Raw genomic sequence first — 26,283 nt, 5'->3', positions numbered from 1 at the left:
GTAGTCGAAGTCCTCCACCGCGTAACCCGGAGCCTCGTCGGCCACCGACACCGGCGTGGCCGGGCCACCGCCCGGCAGGACGGTCCAGGCCAGGGCTCCGGCGGCCAGAGCCCCCACAGCGGTGCCCATGAGTCTTTTGCGGTGCGATCTCGACGGCATTGAGGAACGTCCCTTCATCACAATCCTGGCTCTTTGTTCCGGGCGAGGAATGGCAGGCCGAAATGAATTTCGCGCACGGGTGTGAAGGCATGTGAAATCAAAATGCAGTCCCCCACTCCCGGCAATGAACATCCCCTCGTCATCTGCCGGAAAACTGCTTGAGCCAGCTATGCAACCTCGCGTTACCGGGCCTGTCCACTTCGTGAACTCGCCCAAACCGGGCGAGCCGTGAGGGTCTGTCATGACGTCGGTCACACCCGAGAAGGGTTGTATCGATCTCCATCAAGAAAAGGCAACGAAAAGGTTGTGAAAATCCACCTGAAATGACAGGTAAGGGGGACAAAGTATCGTACGTCAACAGCGGTTTCTTTATCAGGAACGGTCAAGGACTGGGCTTGGCCCGGCTATGGATGGCGTATGAAAACTGTAAGGTGCGGTTAAAGTGCGGGGATTCTCGTCGAATTCAAAACGAGCTGATTGTCAACGGAACGAGGGAGCGACACGTTGAGTGTCAGATTGCGGGCCGTGCCGGGACGGCGCGGCTTGGTGGCGGCGCTGACAGCCCTGGTGATGGTCCTGGGCATCGATCCGGGGCCGGCCGCGGCGGACGAGGCACCGGAGTACGACCGGGCCGACGTCCTCATGGAGTGGGAGTACGGCGGTCAGGCCGTCCGGCGCGAGGCCGAGGCGGCCCTGCTGGGTTCGACGGACGACGTCCAGACGTTCATGGACGTCGACCTGCCGGCCGCCCAGCTGGAGGATCTGCGGGTCGCGGTCGCGCAGATCATGGCCATCGGCGGGCCGGGTGTGCGCGCCGGGGCCGACGCCGCGCTGGGCGGCGGTGAGGCGGAGCTCCAGGCCTTCCTGGACGACGGCTACATCGCGGCCTACGAGGAGGACCAGCGCGTCCAGGCGGCGCAGATCATGGCCTTCGGCGGTCCGGGCGTGAAGAAGGCCGGAAACACGGCGCTGAACGGCACGGCCGACGACGTGAGCGCGTTCCTGAGGACCGGGCAGTACAAGGCGCGGGCCGACGACAACCGGGTCAAGGTCGCCAAGCTGCTGTACACCGGCGGCCCGAACGTGAGGCTGCTCGCGGGCCAGGCCCTGGACGGCACGGACGAGGACGTACAGCAGTTCCTGGACGACGGGTGGGCGGTCGCGGCCGCGCGGGACCAGGAGACGATCACCGTCGCGCAGCTCGCCGAACTCGCCGACACGGCGCAGAAGCGGGCCAAGGAGCTGACCGAGACCGCCAAGGAAGAGGCGGCCAAGGCGGCGAAGGCCACCCAGGCCGCGAAGGCGGCGGCGCTGGAAGCGGCCGCGGAGGCGCAGGAGTCCAAGGAGTCGGCGGGCCGGGCGGCCGCGGCCGCGTCGCGCGCGGCGGCTGCCGCCGACCGCGCGGCACAGGCGGCGCGTACCGCGGTCTCCGCAGCGGCGGCGGCGAACGCGACGGCACGGATGGCGGCCTCGGCGGCGGCGCAGGCGGCCTATGCTGCCGGCCAGGCCGGCAGCGCGGCGGCCGTGGCCAGGTCCGCGGCCGGTGCCGCGGCCGGTGACGCGGGACGGGCCGAGGCTGCGCGGAAGGCGGCGGACAAGGCGAACGCCGCCGCGGCGGGAGCGCGGAAGGCGGCCGACGCCGCCGACCAGGCCGGTATCGCCGCCGAGCAGGCGGCCACCGCCGCCGGTGCCGCGGCCAGCGCGGGGGCGAACGCGGCGGCCGCCGCCGCAGCCGCCGCGGACGCGGGCCGGTGGGCCGGCGAGGCGGGGGCCAAGGGCGAGGAGGCCGCCGCCGCGGCCGCCAAGGCCAAGAGGCTCGCCGACCAGGCCACGCGCGCGGCCGACTCCGCGCAGGCCAATGCCAAGCAGGCCGCCACGGCCGCCCGGCAGTCGCGCGACGCGGCCAACGAGACCGCCGCGCACGCCGAGGCCGCGGCGATCGCGGCGAACAAGGCCGCCGACGCCGCCGGTCAGGCGGTGGACGCGGCCAAGGAGTCCACCGAGGCGGCCAACGCGGCCACCGAGGCCGCGAACAGAGCGATGACGGCGGCCGAACAGGCCTCGACCGTGGTGGAGCTGGCCCGCAAGGCGGACGCCGAGCGGCTGGCTCAGCAGCAGGACGAGGCGGTCCTGGCGGCCGAGGAGGCAGCCGAGGCCTACGACGAGAAGGTCGCCGCCTCCCAGTGGGAGATCGGCCGCATCCAGGAACTCGGCGCGCAGACGCAGCAGTTGCTGACGGAGGCCGCCGCGGCGACCGACCTGTCGGTCACGGCCGCCAAGGGACGCCAGGCCGCGGTCAACCTGCTGAGCAGCGGCGGGACCTGGGTGAAGGACGCCGCCGGGGACGCGCTCGCCGGCAGCGACGACGACGTGGCCGAGTTCGTCCGCGTCAGGCTGGCCCTCGCGATGGAACAGGACGACCGCGCCGGCGTCGGCCACATCGCCACCACCACCGAGATCCCCGCGCAGCAGCAGGCCGCGCTGGACGTACTGGACAAGCCGATCGACCAGGTGCGTGCCTGGCTGCGCACCCGTGCCTATCCGGGCAAGGAGGACGACGACCGGGTCGCCGTCGCCAAGATCGCCGCTGAGGGCGGTCCGGGTGTGAAGGCCGCGGCGAGCAAGGCGCTCGACGGTACCGCGGCCGATCTGGCGGAGTTTCTGGAGACCGGGCAGTACAAGGCGCAGGAGGACGACGACCGCGTCGCGGTCAGCGAGGCCCTCGCCGCCGGCGGCCCCGAGGTGCGGGCCGCGGCCCAGGCCGTGCTGTCGGGTCCGGCTTCCGGGCTGCGTCCCTTCCTGGAGATCGGTCTGTACCAGGCGCGGCAGCGGGACGCCAACGCAGCCGCCCACCTCGCCGAGGTCAACATCCTGCTCCAGGCCACCTACAAGTCGGCGGCGCTCGCGCAGAAGGACGCCGCCGACGCGCAGAAGGTCGCCGCTCAGGCCCGTAAGGACGCCGTCAAGGCCACTGAGTGGGCCAACAAGGCAAACGAGTCCGCCGAGCAGGCGAACACGTACGCCGAGCAGGCCGACAGATCCGCCGACCAGGCCGAGGACTCCGCCGCCGAGGCGGCCGAGTCCGCGAAGACGGCCCGTGACGCGGCCGCCGCCGCACAGGCGGACGCGCAGTCGGCGGCCCGCTCGGCCGAACGCGCCCAGCACTCCGCCGCCGTCGCCTACGGCTACTCCATGGAGGCCAACAACTCCGCCTACCAGGCCGGTCTTTCCAAGCTGGCCGCGGAAGCGGACTCGGCCGCCGCCGCGAAGGCGGCCACCGAGGCGATGAAGACCGCGGCCGACCTGCTGGTCGCGGAGCTGAAGCAGCAGATCCAGGAAGAGGCCGAGCTGGAGACCAGCAAGCCGCTCAGCGACAACGAACTGCGCGCGGCTCTGGAGCGACGGCTGGTCGACTACCGGTCCATCGTCCTGGAGAACGGGGACCTGAAGCCGGGCGAGACGATGCTGGTCTGCGGTGGTGACGGGGCCGGCGGCATGGGGTGCATCACCAGCACCACGCTCGACCGTCTGATCGCCTGGTACATCGGCGCCGACGAGATCGAGGAGTGTCTCCAGACCAAGAAGCCGTCGTGTCTGTCGGGCCTCGCGCTCAGTGCTCTCAAGCTCAAGTTCCTCAAGAAGATCCACTGCGGGAAGAGCAGCTTCGTGCCCGGCACCCGGGTGCTGCTGCCCGACGGCCGGACCGAGGAGATCGAGGACGTCAGGATCGGCGACCAGGTCGTCTCCACCGACCCGGAGACCGGCCGTACCGAGGCGAAGCGGGTCCGGGCGACCATCAACAGCACCGGACAGAAGAATCTCGTCGACGTCTCGGTCACCGGTCCCGACGGGCGGTCCAAGGGCACGGTGACCGCCACCGACAACCACCCCTTCCGGGTGGCGGGAGACGAGAGCACCTGGACCGACGCGGGACAGCTGGAGCCGGGTGACGCGCTGCGGACCGAGACCGGCGCCTCCGCACAGGTCAGCGGGACCAGGACGTGGGCCACGCCCGAGCAGCGCGTCCACAACCTGACGATCGCCGACTTCCACACCTACTACGTGGTGGCGGGCCGGACCCCGGTCCTGGTGCACAACGCGAGTTGTCCCATCGGGTTCACCGAGGACACGGTCGAGGACGCCTTCACCGACCTGAACAAGGGCGGTGGCCACGCCATGCGGCACCTGATCAAGGACGGAGTGATTCCCAACAAGGGGAGCGTCGCCTCTCAGCTGGAGTACTTCAAGAAGAACTACTCGCAGATCCTTACCTCACCGGACCGGACGTTCGACTGGAAGACCGGTGACACAATGGCCAGGGGATTCGCCAAGAAGGTCAACGGCAAGGTGATCGTGGTGATGGTGGCGAAGGAAGGGCCGTACCAGGGCAAGATCATCACCGCGATGGTGCCCGGTGCCAAGAACCTCGCGAAGTGGGGCCTGCTGTGAGCTCCCTCAAGGAGGCCATCACCTGGAGCGGCCCCGCGGTCGTCCTCCTCTTCACGGCCGGGCGGGCCGGATCCCGCCTGCCGGACGACGGGTTCGGCGTCTTCGACACGCCTCCGGACGAGGTCGAGTTCTTCGAGATGTCCGCCGAGCCCGGCCAGGGGCGGGCGGTGGTCCGGGAGTACGACCTCACCTTCGAGGAGGACCGGCTGGACGAGCCGGATTTCCCCGGCTGCCTCCGGGAGTGCCTGCGGAAGGCGTCCGCGCACGCGGAGGGAATCGCGTGGCTGATGTTCGAGGGGGCCTTCCACTTCGACCACCTCTTCACGGACGACATCGCGGATCAGGTCTACGGCTACTGCGTGGCCGGGGGTGAGCCCGTGGTCGTCTGGGATCGCGAGACCATGAAGAGCGATCGATGGAAGCGTGAGATCAGGGGCGTACGGTCGGTTCTGGACCGGGATTTCCCGGGGTAGCAGCGAGCACCGAAGCGAAGGGCTCCCGGCCTCGGCCGGGAGCCCTTTGTCGTCCTGCCGCGGGAAAACCTAGAACGTGCCCAGCTTCACGATCGACAGCAACGCGATCAGCTGGATCGCCGACGCGCCGAGCGCCTTCGGCCAGGGCAGGTCGTGGGACCTGGAGACCATCAGCGTGAGCAGGGCGCCGGCCGCCACCCAGGTCGCCCAGCCCAGGATCTGGACGAAGGACGCGTCGCCGCCGAAGAACATGGCCACGACCAGACGGGGCGCGTCGGTCAGGGACATGATCAGCATGGAGAGGCCGACCGTGGGCTGCCAGGCGCCGTCGCCGCCGAGCTGGCGGGCCAGGGCGTGGGTGACGACGCCAAGGACGAAGGCCGACAGAACCATGGCCACGGCGGTCGTGAGGACGATCGGGACCGCGTTCGACAGGGTGGCGTTGATCGCGTCCTCGCGGGCGCCCTCGAAGCCGAAGACCGCGAGCAGGCCGTAGAGGAAGGTCACGATCAGGGCCGGGCCCCACATCGTGTAGTCCCGCATCTGGAGGAAGGTCTGGTTGGGGGACATGACGATCCCCTTCAGCAGCTCCTTCCAGTGCAGACGGGGGCCCGCGGGGGCCGCCGCAGCCGAGCCGGCGCGGTAGGTGTCGCCCTGGTTGTAGGGGTCCTCGCCGACCGAGAAGGCCTGGGTGTGGCCGGGGTTGTTGGCCGCGTACGGGTCGTGGTCGCCCTGCGGGTGCGGGGCGCCGTCGCCCGCGCCGAAGTACTCCGGCTCGTCGTAGCCCCCGCCGCCCTGGGTCCACTGGCCCTGGCCGCCCGCGGTGCCGTACGGCGCCTGCCGGCCCGGGTGGGGCTGCGGCGCGGGGGGATAGCCGTACGGCTGTCCCTGGGGCGCCTGCTGCCCGTACGGAGGTTGTTGCGGTCGCGTGTGAGGAGCGCCGTTGTCCCGGCCGCGTCCGATCCTGAATCCAGCCACGCCTTCGAACGTACCTGGTCCCGGAGAGTGGTGTGCGGGGGCCGACGTTTCGGGGACGGCTTTGCGGCCGAGCTGTGACATCCCCTAAGGGGAGATTCAGCAAGTACCTAGGGGCCTCAGGCGGTCAGGAACGCCGACGTGGAGAACGTCACCGACGGCTCCGCCGCGACCAAGCCCTTCTTCGCGCCCGGGTACACCGCCACGGTGTCCTTCGTCTCGCTCCGGTACGTCCGTACGGCCAGGTCCGCCCGGCCGTCGCCGTCGTAGTCGCCGACCGCGACGACACGCGTGGTGCCGGTGGCGGGCGGCTCGACGGTCACCGTCGCCTTCGCTGACAGGCCTGTCGTACGGCCCTGGAAGACCCGAAGTCGTGAGCCGCTTGAGACCAGTTCAAAGAGGCCGTCGCCGTCGAAGTCGGCGGCGTCCAGGACCGAGCCCGCCGCGTCCAGGGTTCCGCGTACGGCGGTGGGGAGGTCGTAGCGCAGAGACGTTTCCCCCATGGCGCCGACCGCCGCGTCCAGGGCCTTGCCGCGGCCGAAGGAGCCGAGGGCCACGTCGATTCCGGCCGGCAGGGCGGTCCCGGTGCGGGTCGGCCCCGACGGGCCGCCGAGGACGACCGCGGAGGGGCCGGTGCCCTGGGCCGCACGGACGACCAGGTCGTCGTAGCCGTCGCGGTTCACGTCGGCGGCCGGGCCCGTGGGGACCTCGCCCGGTGACCGGACCGGGTCGGCGGCCTTCTTCGGGGCGCCCTTCCTGGTGAACGGGCCGCGCAGATAGGTGAGTTTGCCGCCGGTCGCGTGCAGGACCAGGTCCTGGGCGTTGTCGCCGTCGAAGTCGCCGCACACCGGCTGGTCGGGCCAGTCGTTGCCGACGCGGGCAGTGGAAGGGACCGTGAGGTGAACGGCCTTGCCGGTCAGGCCGGTCGGGGAGCCGAAGAGGATCTGGAGCGGGACCGGGGGGCGGCCCTGGCCGTCGTAGGGCGGGTCGGTGGAGACGACGAGGTCCGTGAAGCCGTCGCCGTCGAGGTCGCAGGTGGCCTCCGCGTCGAAGACGGCGGGGAGTTGGCCCTTGGTGGCCGCACCCTGTCTCTGAGGGGCGATCAACTGCCGGGCCCCCGGCACGAGTCCGTGCTCGCCGCCGTAGACGATGCCGATGCCGGGGTCGTCGGCGTGGGCCTGCGCCTTGACCAGGTCGCCCAGGACGAGGTCGCGATGGCCGTCGCCGTTGAAGTCGTCGGGGGTCTTGCTGCCCTTGCCTTCGGGGACGGGGAGTTGGGCGGAAGCCCCGGCGATCGGGACGGGGGTGCGGTCGGCGGACTCGGTGTGCTGGGTGGGGCCACAGGCGGTCAGGAGGAGGGTGGTGGTGAGGGCGGCGGTGACGGCGGCGATCAGGGGGCCGCCGTGGGGTGCCGTACCCCTCACGTCTCTTCGCACGCGCACCGTTCACCTCGTCAGCATCATTGACAACGACCCCGGCAATGATGCACTTGTTCGAGATGTGGCGACAGCCCTGTGTGCGTCGCCGACGGGGGAGAGGCGGGGGCGTGCGGTTCGTGCTGGTGTGGACGGTCCGGCTGAGCGGGCTGGTGGGATGGGTCGCCGCCGCGGTGGCGTGCTGGTGGCTGCTGGGGGTGGCGTCCACGCCGCGGCCGTGGACCGGACCGCTGGGGTGGGGAGCGGTCGCGGCGGGGTGCGCCGTGGTGCGGGCCGGGGCGCTGTGGGGGATGCGGCGCGGGTCCGGTCGTGTGGACCTGGAGAAGGGCCGTCGCTCCCTCGACGAGGCGCTGGGGTTCTCGTTCGACTCGGTGGGCTGGATCCGGGCCCGCGCCGGTGCCGTGTGGCTGCTGGTGACCTTCGCGGCCGGTGCGCTCTTCGTCGGGCTCATGACGGCCTCCACGGTGAACGAGCGGATCGCCGAACTGCGGGACGCGGGCGCCGAGGTGAGCGTGGCGACCGTGGTGGAGACTCCGCGGGCCGTCCGCGAGGACCTGAGCGAGGACGTCGTACGGGGATACACGTCCCGCCTCGTGGTCGCCGTGCCCGACGGCCCCGCGCGGCTGGCCACGCGCGCGTACACCCACGAAAGGCCGCGCGAGGGTGCCGAGGTGGAGGTGCTGTGGGCGCGGTCGGAGCCGGAGCTCGGCGGGTACGTGCATGAGCGCGAGAGCCTGCGGACGCTCGCCACGGGGCGCTGGGAGGCGTTCCCGGCCGGGGCGAACGGCCGGGACGCGCTGATCGCCTTCGTCCTCGTGATGGTCGTCGGCGGAGTCTTCGCCCTGATCCTCACCTTCACGGCAGGCCCTCGGGCCCTTCAGCGACTGGCCTGGTCCGCGCCGCTCCAGACGGTCCACGCCGTGCTGATCGCCGCGGTCCTCACCGGCTGGCGTCCGCTGCTGCTGGGCGGCTCGGCGAGCGTGGCGGAGGGGCTGACCGGGGTGGGCGGCTTCGTCCTCCTGGTGCTGACGCACATGTTCACGGCGGGGCGGAGCATCGGGGAGAGCTGACGGTGGGACGACGGCGCCCCCGGGCCCGGTGGACCTGGGGCGCCGAACAGCCGTGCTGTCTGGTCCTCACCTTCACGGCAGACCCGCGCGAGCTCCAGCGACCTGCCTGGTCGGCTCGGCTCCAGCCGGTCTACGCCGTGCTGATGGTCGTGGCGGGGCGGAGCATCGGGGAGAGCTGACGGTACGACGACGGCGCCCCCGGGACCGGTAGGACCTGGGGGCGCCGAACAGCCGTTCCGTGAGCGCTACTTCACCGGCGCCTGCTCCGGCTCGCTCTCCGTCTCCGCCGCGTCCTCCGGGGCGACCGGCGTCCTGACCGACTCCAGGAGCAGCTGGGCCACGTCGACCACCTGGATGGACTCCTTGGCCTTGCCTTCGTTCTTCTTGCCGTTCACGGAGTCCGTGAGCATGACCAGGCAGAACGGGCAGGCCGTGGAGACGATGTCGGGGTTCAACGACAGTGCTTCATCAACCCGTTCGTTGTTGATGCGCTTGCCGATCCGCTCCTCCATCCACATCCGGGCACCACCGGCGCCACAGCAGAAGCCGCGCTCCTTGTGGCGGTGCATCTCCTCGTTACGGAGACCGGGGACGTTCGCGATGATCTCGCGCGGCGGCGTGTAGATCTTGTTGTGGCGGCCCAGATAGCACGGGTCGTGGTAGGTGATGATGCCCTCGACGGGCGTCACCGGGATCAACTTGCCCTCGTCCACCAGGTGTTGGAGCAGCTGGGTGTGGTGGATGACCTCGTAGTCGCCGCCGAGCTGCGGGTACTCGTTGCCGATCGTGTTGAGGCAGTGCGGGCAGGTCGCGACGATCTTCTTCGCGGACCTGGGCTTGGCGGACTCCGGGACCACCTTGCCGTCGTCGTCCAGCTCCTCGCCGAACGCCATGTTCAGCGCCATGACGTTCTCCATGCCGAGCTCCTGGAACAGGGGCTCGTTGCCGAGACGGCGGGCGGAGTCACCGGTGCACTTCTCGTCGCCGCCCATGATCGCGAACTTGACGCCCGCGATGTGCAGCAGCTCGGCGAAGGCCTTGGTGGTTTTCTTGGCGCGGTCCTCAAGGGCGCCCGCGCAGCCGACCCAGTACAGGTACTCGACCTCGGTGAGGTCCTCGATGTCCTGGCCGACGACCGGGACCTCGAACTCGACTTCCTTGAGCCACTCCAGGCGCTGCTTCTTGGCCAGGCCCCAGGGGTTGCCCTTCTTCTCCAGGTTCTTGAGCATCGTGCCCGCCTCGGACGGGAACGCGGACTCGATCATCACCTGGTAGCGGCGCATGTCGACGATGTGGTCGACGTGCTCGATGTCCACCGGGCACTGCTCGACGCAGGCGCCGCAGGTGGTGCAGGACCACAGGACGTCCGGGTCGATGACGCCGTTGTCCTCAAGAGTGCCGATCAGCGGGCGCTCGGCCTCGGCGAGAGCGGCGGCGGGTACATCCTTGAGGGCCTCGGGAGACGCCTTCTCCTCGCCCTCCATCGACTTGCCGCCACCCGCCAGCAGGTACGGCGCCTTGGCGTGCGCGTTGTCCCGCAGCGACATGATCAGCAGCTTGGGGGAGAGGGGCTTGCCGGTGTTCCAGGCCGGGCACTGCGACTGGCAGCGACCGCACTCGGTGCAGGTGGAGAAGTCCAGCAGGCCCTTCCAGGAGAACTGCTCGACCTGGGAGACGCCGAAGACGTCGTCGTCACCGGGGTCGGTGAAGTCGATCGGCTTGCCGCCGGAGGTCATCGGGAGCAGTGCGCCCAGCGAGGTGCCGCCGTCCGCGTTCCGCTTGAACCAGATGTTCGGGAAGGCGAGGAAGCGGTGCCAGGCCACGCCCATGTCGGTCTTCAGGGCGACCGTGATCATCCAGATGAAGGAGGTCGCGATCTTCAGGCCGGCGAAGAAGTAGGTGAGGTTCTGGAGCGTGGAGACGTCCAGGCCCTCCAGCCACGAGATCACCGGGTACGAGATGAAGAAGGAGGCCTCGTAGCCGTCCACGTGGTGCTGGGCGCCCTCAAGGGCGTGCAGCATGAAGATGCAGACGCCGACGATGAGGATGACGGCCTCGACGAAGTACGCCTGGCCGAAGTTGGAGCCGGCGAACCGGGACTTGCGGCCCGGCTTGCCCGGCCTGCTCAGCTGCCGAATCACGATCAGCGTCAGGATGCCGAGCACGGTCATCGTGCCGATGAACTCGACGAACACGTTGTACGGCGCCCACTCGCCGATGACCGGCAGCAGCCAGTCGGCCTGGAACAGCTGGCCGACGGCGTTGACGATCGTCAGCAGCAGCGAGAAGAAACCCACCGCCACGAACCAGTGCGCGATGCCGACGATGCCCCAGCGGTTCATCCGGGTATGGCCGAGGAACTCCCTGGCCACGGTGACGGTGCGCTGGACGGGCTCGTCGGTGCGGGTGCCCGCGGGCACGCTCTGACCGAGCCGCATGAAGTTGTAGATCTGAAGGATAGCGCGGGCGAACAGGGCCACGCCGACCACGATCAGAACCAGCGACACGATGATCGCGGCGAGTTGCATTTCGGGGCTCCTCGGGCCTGCGAGGGGTTCTTTCAGCGAGATTACTAAGCGGTAACTTATGCAGTCCGTCTGAGACTACCCCCATCCTCCGCCGCACTGTAGCCGGGTGCGGGGTGATCTGAATCGCTGAGGGTTACCTTAAGACCCGATCGTGTTATTCACGCTGAATTGGTGCATACAGCGCTAATTTGGGCTTGTGCTCTACGGGATCCTCGCCGCCACCTCCGCCCTGCTCCTCGCCGCCGTGCTCGCCGCCCTGCTGCGGCTGCCCGCCCTGCGCCTCGGAATCGTCGACCGGCGATCGCGGCGGCCCGTGCCGCTGTCCGGCGGCGTGGCCGTGGTGGCCGCCACCTGTCTCGTGGCGGTCGTGGGGGACTGGCGGGAGGTCACACCCCTGGGCCCGGACGTCGGGAGGCTGCTCGTCGCGGGGGGTGCCGTCGCCCTCCTCGGGTTCGTCGCCGACGTACGGCGGGTCAAGGCGCGGTTCCTCGTCGGCGGTACGGCCGTGGCGGCGGCCTGTGTGGTGCCGTACCAGGAGACGGGCGTGCCCGCGGGGCTGCTCGCGGCCGGGTGGATCGTGTTCGTCACCCTCGGGTTCAAGTCGCTGGACCACGCCGACGGGCTCGCCGGGACCGTCGGGGTCGTCACCGCCTTCGGAGCGGGGGCCTGTGCGGTGGCCGAGGTGATGGACGGGCTCGCCGTGCTGCTGAGCGTGCTGGCCGCCGCGCTGACCGGGTTCCTGATGCACAACTGGCATCCCGCGCGCGTGGGACTCGGCGCGTGCGGAGCGCTGTTCACCGGCTTCGTGCCGGCGTCGGCGGCCGTGACGACCCGCGCGGGGCAGGAACTCGGCTCCGGCGCGGGGGTGTTGTTCGCGCTGACGGCGGTCGTGGCCGCCGACGTCGCCCTCGTCGTCCTCGCCCGGCGCCTGTCCGGGCGGCCGCTGCTGCGTGCCGCCCCCGACCATCTCGCCCACCGGCTGCGGCGGCTCGGGCTCACCGCTCAGGGGGTGATCGTCCTCCTCGGTCTCGGAGCCTTCGGCGGGGTACTCGTCGGGGTCCTCGTGCACCTCGGATGGATCGCCGGAACCGGGGTGCTCTGGGTGGGCGGCGGCGCCCTGATCGTCGTACTCGGACTGCTTCGTCTCAAGCCGCAGCAGCCGCAGCGGGTCGCATCTCCGCAGGTCACATCCCAGTTGCGTGTAAGGAACGGATAAGAGTTGAGCCCATGCGACTCAGGTCTGTTGACCGAGTCGCGGGCGTCGTGCACACTTGAGTCCGTTCCACTCAAGTCAGCTGGAGGAAATCACCATGGCACGTGCGGTCGGCATCGACCTGGGCACGACTAACTCCGTCGTCAGCGTTCTGGAGGGCGGCGAGCCCACCGTCATCACCAACGCCGAGGGTGCCAGGACCACGCCGTCCGTCGTCGCCTTCGCGAAGAACGGCGAAGTTCTGGTCGGCGAGGTCGCCAAGCGTCAGGCGGTCACCAATGTGGACCGGACCATCAGGTCCGTGAAGCGCCACATGGGCACCGACTGGAAGACGGAGCTGGACGGGAAGCCCTTCAACCCGCAGCAGATGTCCGCCTTCATCCTGCAGAAGCTGAAGCGGGACGCCGAGTCCTACCTGGGCGAGAAGGTGACCGACGCGGTCATCACCGTCCCGGCGTACTTCAACGACTCCGAGCGCCAGGCGACGAAGGAGGCCGGCGAGATCGCGGGCCTGAACGTCCTGCGCATCGTCAACGAGCCCACCGCGGCCGCGCTCGCGTACGGCCTCGACAAGGACGACCAGACGATCCTCGTCTTCGACCTCGGTGGCGGCACCTTCGACGTGTCCCTGCTGGAGATCGGCGACGGCGTCGTCGAGGTGAAGGCCACCAACGGCGACAACCACCTCGGTGGTGACGACTGGGACCAGCGGGTCGTCGACTACCTGGTGCAGCAGTTCAAGTCCGGTCACGGCGTGGACCTCGCCAAGGACAAGATGGCGCTGCAGCGTCTGCGTGAGGCCGCCGAGAAGGCCAAGATCGAGCTGTCCTCCTCCACCGAGACCTCGATCAACCTGCCCTACATCACCGCCTCCGCCGAGGGCCCGCTGCACCTGGACGAGAAGCTCACCCGGGCTCAGTTCCAGCAGCTGACCGCGGACCTCCTGGAGCGCTGCAAGACCCCGTTCTTCAACGTCATGAAGGACGCCGGCGTCTCCATCAACGAGATCGACCACGTCGTCCTCGTCGGTGGCTCCACCCGTATGCCCGCCGTCGCCGAGCTCGTCAAGGAGCTCACCGGCGGCAAGGACGCCAACAAGGGCGTCAACCCGGACGAGGTCGTCGCCATCGGCGCGTCCCTCCAGGCCGGTGTCCTCAAGGGTGAGGTCAAGGACGTCCTGCTCCTCGACGTGACCCCGCTGTCCCTCGGTATCGAGACCAAGGGCGGCATCATGACCAAGCTGATCGAGCGGAACACCACGATCCCGACCAAGCGGTCCGAGATCTTCACCACCGCCGAGGACAACCAGCCGTCCGTGCAGATCCAGGTCTACCAGGGCGAGCGCGAGATCGCGGCGTACAACAAGAAGCTCGGGATGTTCGAGCTGACCGGTCTGCCGCCGGCCCCGCGCGGTGTCCCGCAGATCGAGGTGTCCTTCGACATCGACGCCAACGGCATCATGCACGTGACCGCCAAGGACCTGGGCACGGGCAAGGAGCAGAAGATGACCGTCACCGGTGGCTCCTCGCTGCCGAAGGACGAGGTCGACCGGATGCGCCAGGAGGCCGAGCAGTACGCGGACGAGGACCACCGTCGCCGCGAGGCCGCCGAGACCCGCAACCAGGGCGAGCAGCTCGTCTACCAGACGGAGAAGTTCCTCAAGGACAACGAGGACAAGGTCCCCGGCGAGGTCAAGACCGAGGTCGAGGCCGCCGTCGAGGAGCTGAAGGCCGCGCTCAAGGGCGAGGACACCGCCGAGATCCGCACCGCCACCGAGAAGGTCGCCGCCGTCTCCCAGAAGGTCGGCCAGGCGATGTACGCCGACGCCCAGTCCGCGCAGGCCGCGGGCGGCGACGCCCCGGATGCCGAGGCGCCCAAGGCGGACGACGACGTGGTGGACGCCGAGATCGTGGACGACGAGCGCAAGGACGGTGCCGCGTGACGGAGGAGACCCCGGGCTTCGACGAGAAGCCCGACGTCCCCTCCGGCGCCACCCCCGACGACGCCGAGCCGAAGGCCGCCCCCCAGGAAGGGGCGGCCCCGGCCGGGGACGCTAGTGCCCAGATCGCCGGCCTGACGGCCCAGCTGGACCAGGTGCGCAAGGCGCTCGAAGAGCGCACCGCGGACCTCCAGCGGCTCCAGGCCGAGTTCCAGAACTACCGCCGCCGGGTCGAGCGGGACCGGGTCGCGGTCAAGGAGATCGCCATCGCGAACCTCCTGACCGAGCTCATGCCCACGCTCGACGACATCGGCCGCGCCCGGGAACACGGTGAACTTCTCGGCGGCTTCAAGTCCGTCGCGGAGTCCCTGGAGACCGTCGCGGCCAAGATGGGCCTGCAGCAGTTCGGCAAGGAGGGCGAGCCCTTCGACCCGACGATCCACGAGGCCCTGATGCACAGTTACGCGCCCGACGTCACCGAGACGACGTGCGTGGCGATTCTCCAGCCGGGGTATCGCATCGGCGAGCGCACCATCCGCCCCGCGCGGGTGGCGGTGGCCGAACCGCAGCCGGGCGCGCAGACGGTCAAGGACGAGTCCGAGGCCGACGACGACAAGGACAACGGCCCTGAGGAGGGCTGACGTCGTAGAGACAGACCGGAAGGAGGGACGTCGGGGATGAGCACCAAGGACTTCATCGAGAAGGACTACTACAAGGTCCTCGGCGTCCCCAAGGACGCCACCGAGGCCGAGATCAAGAAGGCGTACCGGAAGCTCGCCCGCGAGTTCCACCCGGACGCCAACAAGGGCAACGTCAAGGCCGAGGAGCGCTTCAAGGAGATCTCCGAGGCGAACGACATCCTCGGTGACCCCAAGAAGCGCAAGGAGTACGACGAAGCGCGCACGCTCTTCGGCAACGGCGGCTTCCGTCCGGGGCCCGGCGGTGCGGGCGGCTCCTTCAACTTCGACCTGGGCGACCTCTTCGGAGGCGGTGCCCAGGGCGGGGGTCAGCAGGGAGCCGGTGGCTTCGGCGGCGGACTCGGAGACGTCTTCGGAGGCCTGTTCAACCGCGGCAGCTCCGGCACCACGCGGGTGCAGCCGCGGCGCGGGCAGGACATCGACACCGAGGTCACCCTCAGCTTCACCGAGGCGATCGAGGGCGCGACGGTCCCGCTCAGGATGTCCTCGCAGGCCCCCTGCAAGGCCTGTTCGGGCACCGGTGACGCCAACGGCAACCCGCGAGTGTGCCCGACCTGTGTCGGCACCGGCCAGGTGGCGCGGGGCTCCGGCGGAGGGTTCTCCCTCACGGACCCCTGCCCGGACTGCAAGGGCCGCGGCCTGATCGCGGAGAACCCCTGCGAGATCTGCAAGGGCTCCGGGCGGGCCAAGTCCTCCCGGACCATGCAGGTCCGCATCCCGGCGGGGGTGTCGGACAGCCAGCGGATCCGGCTGCGCGGGAAGGGGGCGCCCGGTGAACGCGGCGGCCCCGCGGGCGACCTGTACGTCACCGTGCACGTGGACACGCACCCCGTCTTCGGCCGCAAGGGCGACAACCTCACGGTGACGGTCCCGGTGACCTTCTCGGAGGCGGCGCTCGGCGGCGAGGTCAAGGTGCCGACGCTGAACGGCCCTTCGGTCACGCTGAAACTGCCCCCGGGCACGCCCAACGGCCGCACCATGCGGGCGCGGGGCAAGGGAGCGGTCCGCAAGGACGGCACCCGGGGCGATCTGCTGGTCACCGTCGAGGTGAGTGTCCCGACCGAGCTGTCGGGGAAGGCTCGTGACGCGCTGGAGGCGTATCGCGAGGCGACCGCGGGTGAGGATCCGCGGGCGGAGCTGTTCCAGGCCGCGAAGGGAGCATGATTCGAGATGGACGGTCGTCGGCGCAACCCGTATGAACTGACCGAGGAGACCCCGGTCTACGTCATCTCGGTGGCGGCCCAGCTCTCCGGCCTGCACCCGCAGACCCTCCGTCAGTACGACCGTCTGGGCCTGGTCTCCCCGGACCGCACCGCGGGCCGCGGCCGCCGTTACTCGGCCCGCGACATCGAACTGCTCCGCCAGGTGCAGGCGTTGTCGCAGGACGAGGGCATCAACCTCGCCGGTATCAAGCGCATCATCGAACTGGAGAACCAGGTCGTGGCGCTGCAGTCCCGGGTGGCGGAGCTCCAGGCCGCCGTCGAGGGTGCCGCCGCGGCCATGCGGCAGCGCGAGGCGGCGGTGCACGCGTCGTACCGCCGCGACCTGGTGCCGTACCAGGAGGTGCAGCAGACCAGCGCGCTGGTGGTGTGGCGGCCCAAGAAGGCCAAGGACTAGACGGCACGCATGGGAAAGGGGCCCGGAGATCTCTCCGGGCCCCTTTCCCATGCGGTGACCGGTGTGCCGTCAGCGGCCGCTGAAGAACTCCACCGAGGCGCTCTGGGTGCCCTGGCGGCCGTAGGCGTCCACGGCGTACACCTCGGCGAGGCAGGGGCCGTTCCAGGGGGCCGTCCAGGTGAGTGTGCCGGTGGTGGAGAACTGGGTGCCGCTGTCGCCGCAGGCGCCCGAGATCTCCCAGGAGTAACCCTTCAGGACCCGCGCCTCGTCACCGGTGCCGGGCGCGGCCGTGACCTGGATGGGCGAGCGCGCGGGCACCCCGTTGGTGACCAGGGTCAGCTTCGGCGCGGCCGGGCCGGTCGCGGTGGCCGGGGTGAGCCGGTCGACGGTGATCTCGGCGGAGGGCACCGAGTCGGCGCCCTGGGCGTCGATGGCGGCCACGTAGTAGTAGGCCTTGCCCTTGGGGGCGGAGGTGTCCTCGTACGACGTGCCGGACGCGGTGCCCAGGAGGCTCCAGGCGCCGTTGGCGGCGGTGCGGCGGTAGACGCGGTGGCCGGTGTCGCCGGCCGCCGTCCACGTCACCTTGGTGGACGCGTCGGAGGGCGTGCCCTCGACGCCCGCCGGGGCGGCGATGTCCGACGCTACGGGGCGGGTGACCATGACCGGGTCGGAGACCGGGGCGAAGTTCCCGGCCGTGTCCACGGCCTGCACCTTGTACACGTACGCAGTCCCGGCGTCCGCCGTCACGTCCGCCCAGGAGGTCCCCCAGACCGGGTGGGGCCCGTCGGGGTCGTCCTGTCCCACGGGAGCGCCCCACACCTCGTAGTGGTCGACGTCCTTCGACGAGGACGCCTGCCACGTAAGGGAGTTGCCCGCCGTGGTGCCCAGCGCGGTCGGACCGGTGGCCGCCGCCGGCCTCGTGCGGTCGACCGTGGTCACCGCCTGGTCGGCGGTGCCGCCCGACTCGTTGCCCGCCCTGTCGTAGCCGCGGACCTCGTAGTAGTACGTGTCGCCGGTCACCGGCAGGGTGCTGTCGGTGTGCGAGGTCGAGGTGGTCGTCGTGAGCGGCTGGCTGCCGAAGGAGGTTCCCTTCAGGCGCCGGTAGACCCGGTAGCCCGCGAGATCCATCTCCTTGTTCTTCGCCCAGGTGACCTTGGCCTTGCCGGTCGCCTGGTCGTACGAGACCGAAGTCCCGGTCGGGACGAGCGGCTTGACCTTGTCGACGTCGGCGGAGGTGCGGGGCGTGTACGTGACCTTGACCTTGGCGGCGCCGGTCCAGTTGGCGTAGTCGATGCGGAGGGTGTGCTTGCCGGACGGGATCGTCACGTTGGCGGTCTTCTTCACCGTCGTCGAGACGTTCTTCCACAGGTCGATCCTGCGCACACCGTCGACGTACACCCGCATGCCGTCCAGGCCGGTGGCGCTCAGCGCGAACGGTCCGCCGGAACCGAAGTCGCGGGTCACGGTCCACCGGACGCCGAAGTTGTCCTTCGGCAGACCGGAAGCGGGGGCGCCGCTCCAGCTCTGGTCGACCGCGTTGTCGCAGTCGGTCTTCTTCGGCGTGCCGGACAGGCTCGTGTTCGAGAAGAACTGGCGCTTGAACACGGGGGAGGTGCACGACACGGCCGCGGAGGCGGGGGCCGTCGTCACGGTGAGCAGGGTGCCGGCGGTGGCGAGCACGACGGCGGTGGCGGCCGCGGCGGTCGTGCGTCTGGCTGACTTCATTCGATCCTCTGGTCGGATGTGGAACAGCAGTTGTGAGGCTGCTGTGATCACGACTCACGAGGTGTGAAGTTGGTTGTACAGATGTTCGCGCGAAGTCTTCACGCCATCTGCGGAGAGTGGCGTTGCGCACTCGTTAAGCTATTCCGCTTGACGCCGATGGCCGCCGCCGCGTTGGCTTTTCAGTCACATGGGCCGCAATGCCGCGCCCACGTCCGGAAGGCACCAGAAGTGAGCAGCCCCATGCGTCGTATCGCCATAGCCGTGGTCACGTCCACGATGACCCTCTCGCTGGCCGGCTGCGGGGCGCTCGGCGCCGCGAGCGGGAGCGAGGCGAGCCCGGCCAAGGGCAACGACATCACCGTGGGTGTGCTGATGCCGGAGAAGACGAACACCCGTTACGAGGAGTTCGACTACCCGATCATCCAGAAGAAGGTCGCCGAGCTCACCAAGAAGCAGGGCAAGACCATCTACGCCAACGGCGAGGCCAGCGCCAAGAAGCAGGCCGCGCAGATGCAGCAGATGATCGATGAGAAGGTCGACGTCATCCTGCTGGACGCGGTGGACTCGCACGCCGTCGCCGGCATGGTGACGAAGGCCAAGGACGCCGGCATCCCGGTCATCGCCTACGACCGGCTCGCCGAGGGCCCGATCGACGCGTACGTCTCCTTCGACAACGAACTCGTCGGCGAGGTCCAGGGCCGCTCCCTCGTCGAGGCGATCGGCTCCGGCATCGACACCTCCGACAAGATCGTCATGATCAACGGCTCGCCGTCCGACCCGAACGCCGGACAGTTCAAGGCGGGCGCGATGTCCGAGCTCAACGGCAAGGTGACGATCGCCGGGACGTACGACGTCGACGGCTGGAAGCCGGAGATCGCCCAGAAGGACATGGCCGAGGCGATCAGCGCGATCGGCAAGGACAACATCAAGGCCGTGTACTCCGCCAACGACGCCATGGCCGGCGCCGCCATCCAGGCGATGGAGGACGCGGGCATGACGAAGATCCCGCCGATCACCGGTCAGGACGCGGAGCTGTCCGCGGTGCAGCGGATCGTCTCGGGCGAGCAGTACATGAGCGTCTACAAGCCGTACCCGGGCGAGGCGGAGGCCGCCGCGGAGATGGCCGTGACGAAGATCCAGGGCAAGGGCATCCAGTTCGACGCCCTCGCCACGGACAGCGTCGACAGCCCCACGAACAAGGACATTCCGGCCCAGCTCGTCCAGGTCGTCGCCCTGACGAAGGACAACATCGAGAGCACGGTCGTCAAGGACGGCATCTACACCGTCAAGGACATCTGCACCTCGGAGTACAAGAGCGCCTGCGAGGCGGCGGGCCTGAAGTAGCCGACCCCGCCCCGCCGACCCCGCCCCGGCGACCGCTCCCCGCCGTTCACGCCACCCGCGTGAACTCCACCGTCACCTCCGGCGGCCCTCCCGGGACGCCCCGGTAGATCCCCTTGTGCGGGGTCACGTCGTCGTAGTCACGGCCGCGGGCCACCACCACGTGGGTCTCGTCGGCGCGGACCCGGTTGGTGGGGTCGTAGCCGCACCAGTCGCCCGCCCAGTACTCGATCCAGGCGTGGCTCTGCCCGGCGACGGGCCGGTGGAGTTCGGCCTCGCGTTCCGGGTGGAGGTAGCCGGAGACGTAGCGGGCCGGGAGGCCGACGCCCCGCAGCATGGCGATGGTGAGGTGGGTGATGTCCTGGCAGACCCCCGCACCCTGCTCCCAGGCCTCCGCCGGGGAGGTGTTCACGCTGGTCGCGCCGGGGAGGTACGACACCCGGTCGGCGACCAGGGCCGACACCGCGACCGCCGTCCCGTGCGGGTCGAGCCCGGCCGCCGCCTTGCGGGCCTTCTTGGCCAGCCTGGGCGGGACCGTCGTACGGCCCGTCGGGCTCGCGAACTCCAACAGACGGGAGTGCGCGACGCGTTCGGCCACCTCCGCCCAGGTGGGCGCGGTCGGCAGCGGCTCCTGCGGGGTCGTCTCGACCAGACTGGAGGCCGTGATGGTGAGATGGCCGTGCGGGTCCATCAGGTCGAAGCCGGTGACCTGGGTGCCCCAGTAGTCCCAGTACGACCAGGTCGGCGTCGTCGGGTTGACGGTGACCCGGGCGTCCAGGGTGGTCTGGGCCGGCAGGGTCAGCGGGGTCATCCGGACCTCGTTGTGGGACGAGGCCGCGGGCTGGGCGTACGCGACCTTGGTGACGTGCTTGATCCGGAGGCGGCGGGTCATCGTCCGGCTCCTTCCTGGGCCCACTCGACGGGCCCCTGGTACGGGAAGAACCGCTCCGCCACCGCCTCCGCGGAGGCCATGCAGGCCGTCTGCAAGTCCCTGAGCAGAACGGGGAGCTGATCCTCCAGGGCGGGCAGGTCGAGGTATTCGAGGCGGGTGCGCATCCGGCCGATCGGGCGGCGCGCGGGGTCCTGGCGGGGGCGGCCGAGCGCGGTCAGGCAGTCCTCCGCCGTGGTCAGGGCGTGCAGCGCGGAGCGTGGGAAGTCCCGGTCCAGGAGCAGGAATTCGGCCACGCGCGGGGTGTCGCCGAAGCCGCCGTACACGCGCGCGTACGCCTCGTCGGCGCCCGAAGCGCTCAGCAGGGTCGGCCAGTCGGGCGCGTGGGCCGCGTCGAGCACCCGGACCGACAGCAGCCGTACGGTCATGTCCACCCGCTCCAGGCTCCGGCCGAGGACGACGAAACGCCAGCTGTCGTCGCGGCTCATGGTGGAGTCGGCGAGCCCGAAGAAGAGGGCCGCGCGCCGCCGTACGAGTTCCAGATAGGCGTAGGGACCCGTACGGCGCGCCGCCAGGCGCTGGTCGGCGAGCGCGTGCCAGGTGGAGTTGAGGCACTCCCACATCTCGGAGGAGACGGCCTCGCGGGCACTTCGCGCGTTCAGCCGGGCGGCGCCGAGCGCTCCCTCGATGGAGCAGGTCGAGCGGGCGTCGAAGGCGAGCTGATCGAGAACCTGCTGCATGTCGACCCGGGTGCCGCCCGCGTCGACGCCGAGGATCGCGTACAGCGACCGGCAGGCCACGTCCTCGTCGCGCCACGGGTCCTCCAGCATCCGGTGGAGGTAGGCGTCGAGGATCCGGCCGGTGTTGTCCGCCCGTTCGACGTACCGGCCGGTCCAGATCAGTGCCTCGGCTATCCGGGAGAGGATCACGTCGTTCACTGCTGTGCCCCTTCCTGTACGACGGTGGGGGTGCCGTCGGGACCGTGCTGACGTGGGGCGATGTCCAGGAGGGCGGCCCCGTTCGCGGGTGTGGGCGGTTCGGCGGGGCCCTCGGCGAGCACCCAGGTGTCCTTGGAGCCGCCGCCCTGGCTGGAGTTGACGATCAGGTTGCCCTCCTGGAGGGCGACCCGGGTCAGCCCGCCGGGCAGGACCCAGATGTCGTCGCCGTCGTTGACGGCGAAGGGGCGCAGGTCGATGTGGCGGGGTGCCATGCGCTCGCCCGCGAGGGTGGGGGAGGTGGACAGGGCGACGGGGCGCTGGGCGATGAAGCCGCGGGGGTCCTTGCGGACGGCCTCGCGGGTCTTCTCCAGGGTCGCGCGGTCGGACTTCGGGCCGATGACGATGCCCTGGCCGCCGGCCCCGTCGACGGGCTTCACGACGAGCTGGTCGATCTGGTCGAGGACGGCTTCCAGCTGCCCCGGTTCGTCCGGGCGGAACGACTCCACGTTGGGGAGAATCGGTTCCTCGGAGAGGTAGTAGCGGATCAGGTCCGGGACGTAGGTGTAGAGCAGCTTGTCGTCCGCGATGCCGTTGCCGACCGCGTTGGCGAGGGTGACATGACCCGCCATGGCCGCGCCGAGGATGCCCGGGCAGCCGATCACCGAGTCGGGCCGGAAGTGCAGCGGATCGAGGAAGTCGTCGTCCAGGCGCCGGTATACGACATGGACGGGGACCTCACCGCGGGTGGTCCGCATCCACACCCGGTGGTTGCGGCACACCAGGTCGTGGCCCTCGACCAGCTGCACACCCATCAGCCGGGCGAGCAGGGCGTGTTCGAAGTAGGCGGCGTTGTTGGGCCCGGGGGTCAGGACGACGACCCGGGGGTCCTGGGCACCGTCGGGGGCGGCGGCACGCAGGGCGGCGAGCAGCTTCTGCGCGTAACCGTCGACGGGGAGCACATGCTGTTCGGCGAAGAGGGACGGGAACACGCGGGTCATCGCACGCCGGTTCTCGATGACGTACGACACTCCGCTGGGCACCCGGACGTTGTCCTCCAGGACCCGGAAGTCGCCCTGTTCGTCCCGCACGAGGTCGATACCGGCGACATGGATGCGTACACCGCCCACCGGCTCGATCCCGTGGGCGGCGCGGTGGAAGTGCGGGGAGTTCAGGAGCAGCCGCCAGGGCACGACCCCGTCCTCGAAGGCACAGGCGGGTCCGTAGGCGTCGGCGAGGTAGGCCTCAAGGGCCCTGACTCTCTGGCTCACCCCGCGTTGGACGAGATCCCATTCGAGGGCGTCGAGGATCCTGGGCACGAGGTCCAGCGGCCAGGGGCGTTCCTCGCCCGCGAAGGCGTAGGTCACGCCTCTGTCGGTGAACGCCCGGGCCATCTGGTCGGCCCGGAACCTCAGTTCACTCGGTTCGATCGGCTGGAGTGCGGCCAGCACCGGCTCATAGGCGGTCCTGACCTCACCCGGCCGCTCGAACATCTCGTCCCACGCCTCGGCCAACGCGTATGCGTCAAATATGTCCGCCATGGCCCGACGTTAAGTGCGGCACGTAACAGACTGATCACTGCGGGATTTCCGGGAGTTGACACGCGGAGCGGGTTGTTCCGCGTGGGTCGTTCCCGGCCGAGCGGGGCCGCAGCTTGTTGCAACCGGGTGTGGGGAGGCCCGTATGTAGTGGTGCATACCGGCCGTATTCCCGGGCCTTGGCCCGAGGAGCCGTGTTGCGGAGCCGGTCGGGGCCGCGCATAGTTGCGGGGCCGAGGAGGCTTCGACGCCTCGATGGGGAAACAGGACAAGAGGGCGGTAGACCTGGAACCGGGGGTGGGATGGGCAATGGCCGGGTACGGGGCGGACGACCATCCACACGGTGCTGACCGGCTGTGCGAGGTCGGGGACCGGGTGTACTCCCGGGCCGTACGACGCGGGCGGGTGCCGCGCGCCGACGCCGAAGCGGTGCCCTGTCTGCTGGAACTGGCCCTGCTGCACCCGGACCCCGACGACATGGACTGGCTGGTGCCGACGGCACCGCAGGAGGTCATGACCCGGCTGCTGCGCGGGGTCCACGACGAGGTCAGCGCGAGCCAGCGCCGGGTCGGCGCGGCGGTCGCCGCGGTGGAGCGGTACGCGGGCCTGGGACCCAGTGTCGTCGCGGGCGCCGGGGAGGGCACCGCGATCCGTGTCCTGGACGGTCTCTCCCGCATCCAGGCCGCGATGGACGAGGCGACCGAGGCGTGCACCACGGAGGTCATCACCGTCCAGCCGGGCGGCATCCGCCCCGAGCACGAACTGACGGAGGGCCTGCACCGGGCGCTCGCGCTCCGCGGCCGGGGCGTGCGCATGCGGGACCTGTACACCCACGTGGCGCGTCACGGCCAGGGCCTGCTGAACTACCTGGAACTGATGGGCGGTTCCGTCCAGGCCCGCACTTTGGACGAGGTCATCGACCGACTGATCCTCTTCGACCGCACGGTGGCCTTCATCCCCGCGAACGCCGACCGCACGCTCGCCCTGGAACTGCGCCATCCCGCGCTGGTGGAGTACCTGGTGACGGTCTTCGAACGCCTGTGGCGCCTGGCGATCCCTCTCACCGCCCCCCTCCCCGACACCGGCATCGAGGGCATCTCCCACCGCGAGCAGTCCATCGCGGCCCTGCTCGCGGAGGGCCACCAGGACGCGGTCATCGCGGAACGCCTCGGCATAAGCGTCCGCACCTGCAGGGCTCATATCGCGCGGCTCTCGGAGACGCTGGGGGCGGCGAGCCGTACCCAGTTGGGCGTCCGGATAGCGCAGGTGGGCCTGGACGGCCGGACGCCCGTCACCCCCCTCACGCTCCCCGGTCAAGAATCCCGGACCGCCCGATGAGATAGCCGAGTTGGGCGCGGCTGTCGCTGCCGAGGGTGGCGGCGAGTTTGGCGATGTGGACGCGGGCGGTGCGGATGTTCATGCCGAGGCGGTCGGCGATCACGGCGTCGGTGTGGCCCTCCACGAGCAGTCCGGCGATGGCGCGCTGGCGGGGGGTGATCCCGTTCAGGCTGGGCCGGTGGACGGTCTGCGGGTACATCGGCGTGGCCTGCCACCACAGCCGGTCGAAGGTGTCGGCCAGGAACTCCACCAGGGCCGGATGCCGGACCTCCAGCGCGAGCGTGCCGTCCTCGCCGGCGGGCACGAAGGCGACGTCCCGGTCGGCGACGATGAGCCGGTCGGTCACCTCGTCCAGGGAGCGGGCCTCGGCATCGCCGCGAAGCTGCTCGTAGCGGGCGAGGACGAGCGGCATATGGCGCTGGGTGTGCTGGTACAGGGTGCGGATACGGCCGCCGCGGTCGAGGAGCGCCTGGTCCCGGCCCATCGCGACGACCTGCGCCGCGGCGCCCCGGCTGTCGCTGTAGTGGACGTTGGGCTGCACACACAGCAGTTCGCGCACGGCGCCGGTCATGGCCTCGGTGATGGCCTCGTTGATCGGGCCGGTCCCGCTGAGGACTCTGATCGCCGGACGCTCCGCGGCCGCCGCACCCCTTCCGTCGATCCGCAGCAGCGGTACGAACGCCTCGGCCAGCCGCGCCTCCCGCTGCCGTGCGTGCACCACGCGGTCGGTGGTGGCGCGGAGCATCCGGTGCAGGGCCAGGGCGGGGGAGACGGCTTCCAGCCGGGCGGGGTCCCGAGGGTCGGCCCGGAGCAGCCCGGTCTCCCTGAGACAGGGGACGGGCGAGGCGTCCCGCCTGCCGATTCCGCCCTCGCGCAGGGCACGTCCGTAGAGCTCGATGCCTGCCGGGCAGGGGTCATCCGGACCGTGCGGCACATGGGCGGCCGTCGTCGTCACTCGCCCGAGTCCTCCTGGCCGAGGATGCCGGACTGCCCGATGAGATAGCCGAGTTGGGCGCGGCTCTCGCTGCCGAGGGTGGCGGCGAGTTTGGCGATGTGGACGCGGGCGGTGCGGATGTTCATGCCGAGGCGGTCGGCGATCACGGCGTCGGTGTGGCCCTCGACGAGGAGGGCGGCGATGGCCTGCTGACGGGGGGTGATGCCGTTTCGGGTGGGCGGCTGTACCGCTTCCGGGTACATCGGGGTCGCCAGTCGCCACAGCCGGTCGAAGGCGGTGACGAAGAAGGAGATCAGGGCGGGGTGGCGGACCTCCAGGGCCAGGGTGCGGTCCTTGCTGGCGGGGATGAAGGCCACGGTCCGGTCCACCACGATCAGGCGTTCCGTCACCTCGTCCATGGAACGGGCCTCCACGTCGCCCCGCAGACGCTCGTAACGGGCCACGACGCTGGGGGCGTGGCGGAGGGTGTGCTGGTAGAGGGTACGGATACGGCCGCCCCGGTCGAGCAGGGCCTGGTCGCGGTCGAAGGCGTCGACATGCACCGGGGGCGGTGGCTGGGTGTGTCTGTCGCTGGTGTTCGGCTGGATGGCCAGCAGTTCGGAGCCCGCGGCCATGGCCTGACCGATGACCCGGCTGATGAGGTCGAGTCCACTGAGGACACTGATCATCGAGGAGTCGTCGGCGCCCGTACGGCGGCCTTCGATCCGCATCAGGGGCTCGAACGTCTCGGCCAGCCGGGCCTCGCGCCGCCGTTCGTCCGCGATGCGCTCCTCCGCGATCCGCAGCATGCGGTGCAGGGCGACCGCCGGGGCGACCGGCTCCAGCCGGTCCAGGTCCGTGACGGCGGGATGCAGAAGGCCGAAGTCGACCAGACAGGGCGCCTCCTTGGCATCGACACCGAGCACGAACCCCTCGCGCAGGGCACGTGCGTACAGCTCCGTCCCCGCCGCGCACAGGCTTTCCACGCCGTGCTCCGGATGTGGCACCGGGGTCACTCGGTCACTC

At 70.3% G+C, this 26,283-nt stretch carries 20 protein-coding genes; 11 read left to right on the top strand and 9 right to left on the bottom strand.

The features are described from left to right. Positions 1–663: 663 nt before the first annotated feature. Together ACI2L1_RS28110 and ACI2L1_RS28105 are read left to right on the top strand one after the other, a co-directional pair. Positions 664–4,608: a polymorphic toxin-type HINT domain-containing protein gene (locus tag ACI2L1_RS28110; RefSeq protein ID WP_404742159.1), complete on the top strand. Its 3,945-nt coding sequence runs from the start codon at positions 664–666 to the stop codon at positions 4,606–4,608. Next, a complete protein-coding gene (locus ACI2L1_RS28105) occupies positions 4,605–5,081 on the top strand; it encodes a hypothetical protein (RefSeq protein ID WP_404742158.1) in 477 nt (158 codons plus the stop codon). Before ACI2L1_RS28110 ends, ACI2L1_RS28105 begins: the two co-directional genes overlap by 4 nt. A gap of 69 nt (positions 5,082–5,150) precedes the next feature. On the opposite strand, the gene ACI2L1_RS28100 is transcribed toward ACI2L1_RS28105, so the two are convergent. After that, the gene (locus tag ACI2L1_RS28100; protein ID WP_404742157.1) at positions 5,151–6,140 is read right to left on the bottom strand and encodes a YIP1 family protein; all 990 of its coding nucleotides are present in this window, start codon (positions 6,138–6,140) and stop codon (positions 5,151–5,153) included. A 35-nt stretch (positions 6,141–6,175) separates the two neighbouring features. Then, complete coding sequence (locus tag ACI2L1_RS28095; RefSeq protein WP_404742156.1) at positions 6,176–7,492, bottom strand: FG-GAP repeat domain-containing protein; 1,317 nt, start codon at positions 7,490–7,492, stop codon at positions 6,176–6,178. A 110-nt stretch (positions 7,493–7,602) separates the two neighbouring features. Between ACI2L1_RS28095 and ACI2L1_RS28090 the strand changes: the two genes are divergently transcribed. Together ACI2L1_RS28090 and ACI2L1_RS28085 are read left to right on the top strand one after the other, a co-directional pair. After that, on the top strand, positions 7,603–8,562 hold the full coding sequence (locus ACI2L1_RS28090; RefSeq protein ID WP_404742155.1) for a hypothetical protein: 960 nt from the start codon (positions 7,603–7,605) through the stop codon (positions 8,560–8,562). Between the two features lie 2 nt (positions 8,563–8,564). Further along, a complete protein-coding gene (locus ACI2L1_RS28085) occupies positions 8,565–8,741 on the top strand; it encodes a hypothetical protein (RefSeq protein WP_404742154.1) in 177 nt (58 codons plus the stop codon). A 66-nt stretch (positions 8,742–8,807) separates the two neighbouring features. Here ACI2L1_RS28085 and ACI2L1_RS28080 read toward each other — a convergent pair whose 3' ends face one another. Beyond that, positions 8,808–11,090: a (Fe-S)-binding protein gene (locus ACI2L1_RS28080; RefSeq protein WP_404742153.1), complete on the bottom strand. Its 2,283-nt coding sequence runs from the start codon at positions 11,088–11,090 to the stop codon at positions 8,808–8,810. Positions 11,091–11,286: 196 nt separating this feature from the next. Here ACI2L1_RS28080 and ACI2L1_RS28075 point away from each other — a divergent pair, with 196 nt between their 5' ends. From ACI2L1_RS28075 to ACI2L1_RS28055, 5 genes are all read left to right on the top strand, one after another. Beyond that, positions 11,287–12,306 carry an MraY family glycosyltransferase gene (locus ACI2L1_RS28075; protein WP_404742152.1) on the top strand — a complete coding sequence of 340 codons (1,020 nt, stop codon included), beginning with the start codon at positions 11,287–11,289 and terminating at the stop codon, positions 12,304–12,306. 94 nt (positions 12,307–12,400) lie between these two features. Further along, the gene (gene dnaK / locus ACI2L1_RS28070) at positions 12,401–14,245 is read left to right on the top strand and encodes a molecular chaperone DnaK (RefSeq protein ID WP_404742151.1); all 1,845 of its coding nucleotides are present in this window, start codon (positions 12,401–12,403) and stop codon (positions 14,243–14,245) included. Continuing rightward, positions 14,242–14,883, top strand: coding sequence for a nucleotide exchange factor GrpE (grpE, locus tag ACI2L1_RS28065; RefSeq protein ID WP_404742150.1), 642 nt, complete (start codon positions 14,242–14,244; stop codon positions 14,881–14,883). The genes dnaK and grpE overlap by 4 nt, the downstream gene beginning before the upstream one ends. A 36-nt stretch (positions 14,884–14,919) precedes the next feature. Further along, positions 14,920–16,104 carry a molecular chaperone DnaJ gene (dnaJ, locus tag ACI2L1_RS28060; protein WP_404742149.1) on the top strand — a complete coding sequence of 395 codons (1,185 nt, stop codon included), beginning with the start codon at positions 14,920–14,922 and terminating at the stop codon, positions 16,102–16,104. Between the two features lie 6 nt (positions 16,105–16,110). Next, complete coding sequence (locus ACI2L1_RS28055) at positions 16,111–16,557, top strand: heat shock protein transcriptional repressor HspR (protein ID WP_404742148.1); 447 nt, start codon at positions 16,111–16,113, stop codon at positions 16,555–16,557. 69 nt (positions 16,558–16,626) lie between these two features. Here the strand turns inward: ACI2L1_RS28055 and ACI2L1_RS28050 are convergent, their stop codons facing one another. Further along, on the bottom strand, positions 16,627–18,282 hold the full coding sequence (locus ACI2L1_RS28050; RefSeq protein ID WP_404742147.1) for a PA14 domain-containing protein: 1,656 nt from the start codon (positions 18,280–18,282) through the stop codon (positions 16,627–16,629). A gap of 240 nt (positions 18,283–18,522) precedes the next feature. Here ACI2L1_RS28050 and ACI2L1_RS28045 point away from each other — a divergent pair, with 240 nt between their 5' ends. Continuing rightward, a complete protein-coding gene (locus tag ACI2L1_RS28045) occupies positions 18,523–19,626 on the top strand; it encodes a sugar ABC transporter substrate-binding protein (RefSeq protein ID WP_404742165.1) in 1,104 nt (367 codons plus the stop codon). A 46-nt stretch (positions 19,627–19,672) separates the two neighbouring features. Here ACI2L1_RS28045 and ACI2L1_RS28040 read toward each other — a convergent pair whose 3' ends face one another. From ACI2L1_RS28040 to ACI2L1_RS28030, 3 genes are read right to left on the bottom strand one after another with little or no spacing between them, the layout of a single operon-like run. Then, positions 19,673–20,515 (bottom strand): transglutaminase domain-containing protein, encoded by an 843-nt coding sequence (locus ACI2L1_RS28040; RefSeq protein WP_404742146.1) that lies wholly within the window; start codon positions 20,513–20,515, stop codon positions 19,673–19,675. Next, positions 20,512–21,450 carry an alpha-E domain-containing protein gene (locus ACI2L1_RS28035; RefSeq protein WP_404742145.1) on the bottom strand — a complete coding sequence of 313 codons (939 nt, stop codon included), beginning with the start codon at positions 21,448–21,450 and terminating at the stop codon, positions 20,512–20,514. Before ACI2L1_RS28035 ends, ACI2L1_RS28040 begins: the two co-directional genes overlap by 4 nt. Then, positions 21,447–22,988, bottom strand: coding sequence for a circularly permuted type 2 ATP-grasp protein (locus ACI2L1_RS28030; protein WP_404742144.1), 1,542 nt, complete (start codon positions 22,986–22,988; stop codon positions 21,447–21,449). The genes ACI2L1_RS28035 and ACI2L1_RS28030 overlap by 4 nt, the downstream gene beginning before the upstream one ends. Before the next feature lie 306 nt (positions 22,989–23,294). On the opposite strand from ACI2L1_RS28030, the gene ACI2L1_RS28025 reads away from it, so the two are divergent. Beyond that, positions 23,295–24,323 (top strand): LuxR C-terminal-related transcriptional regulator, encoded by a 1,029-nt coding sequence (locus tag ACI2L1_RS28025; RefSeq protein ID WP_404742143.1) that lies wholly within the window; start codon positions 23,295–23,297, stop codon positions 24,321–24,323. Here the strand turns inward: ACI2L1_RS28025 and ACI2L1_RS28020 are convergent. Together ACI2L1_RS28020 and ACI2L1_RS28015 are read right to left on the bottom strand one after the other, a co-directional pair. Continuing rightward, on the bottom strand, positions 24,286–25,278 hold the full coding sequence (locus tag ACI2L1_RS28020; RefSeq protein ID WP_404742142.1) for a helix-turn-helix transcriptional regulator: 993 nt from the start codon (positions 25,276–25,278) through the stop codon (positions 24,286–24,288). The genes ACI2L1_RS28025 and ACI2L1_RS28020 overlap by 38 nt on opposite strands. Further along, positions 25,275–26,273: a helix-turn-helix transcriptional regulator gene (locus ACI2L1_RS28015; protein ID WP_404742141.1), complete on the bottom strand. Its 999-nt coding sequence runs from the start codon at positions 26,271–26,273 to the stop codon at positions 25,275–25,277. Before ACI2L1_RS28015 ends, ACI2L1_RS28020 begins: the two co-directional genes overlap by 4 nt. Positions 26,274–26,283: the final 10 nt, after the last annotated feature.

Source organism: Streptomyces sp. NPDC019531, assembly GCF_044903305.1.
Lineage (GTDB): Bacteria > Actinomycetota > Actinomycetes > Streptomycetales > Streptomycetaceae > Streptomyces.
Note: the sequence above shows the minus strand (reverse complement) of the source record. Positions and strands in the feature narration are given on the sequence as shown.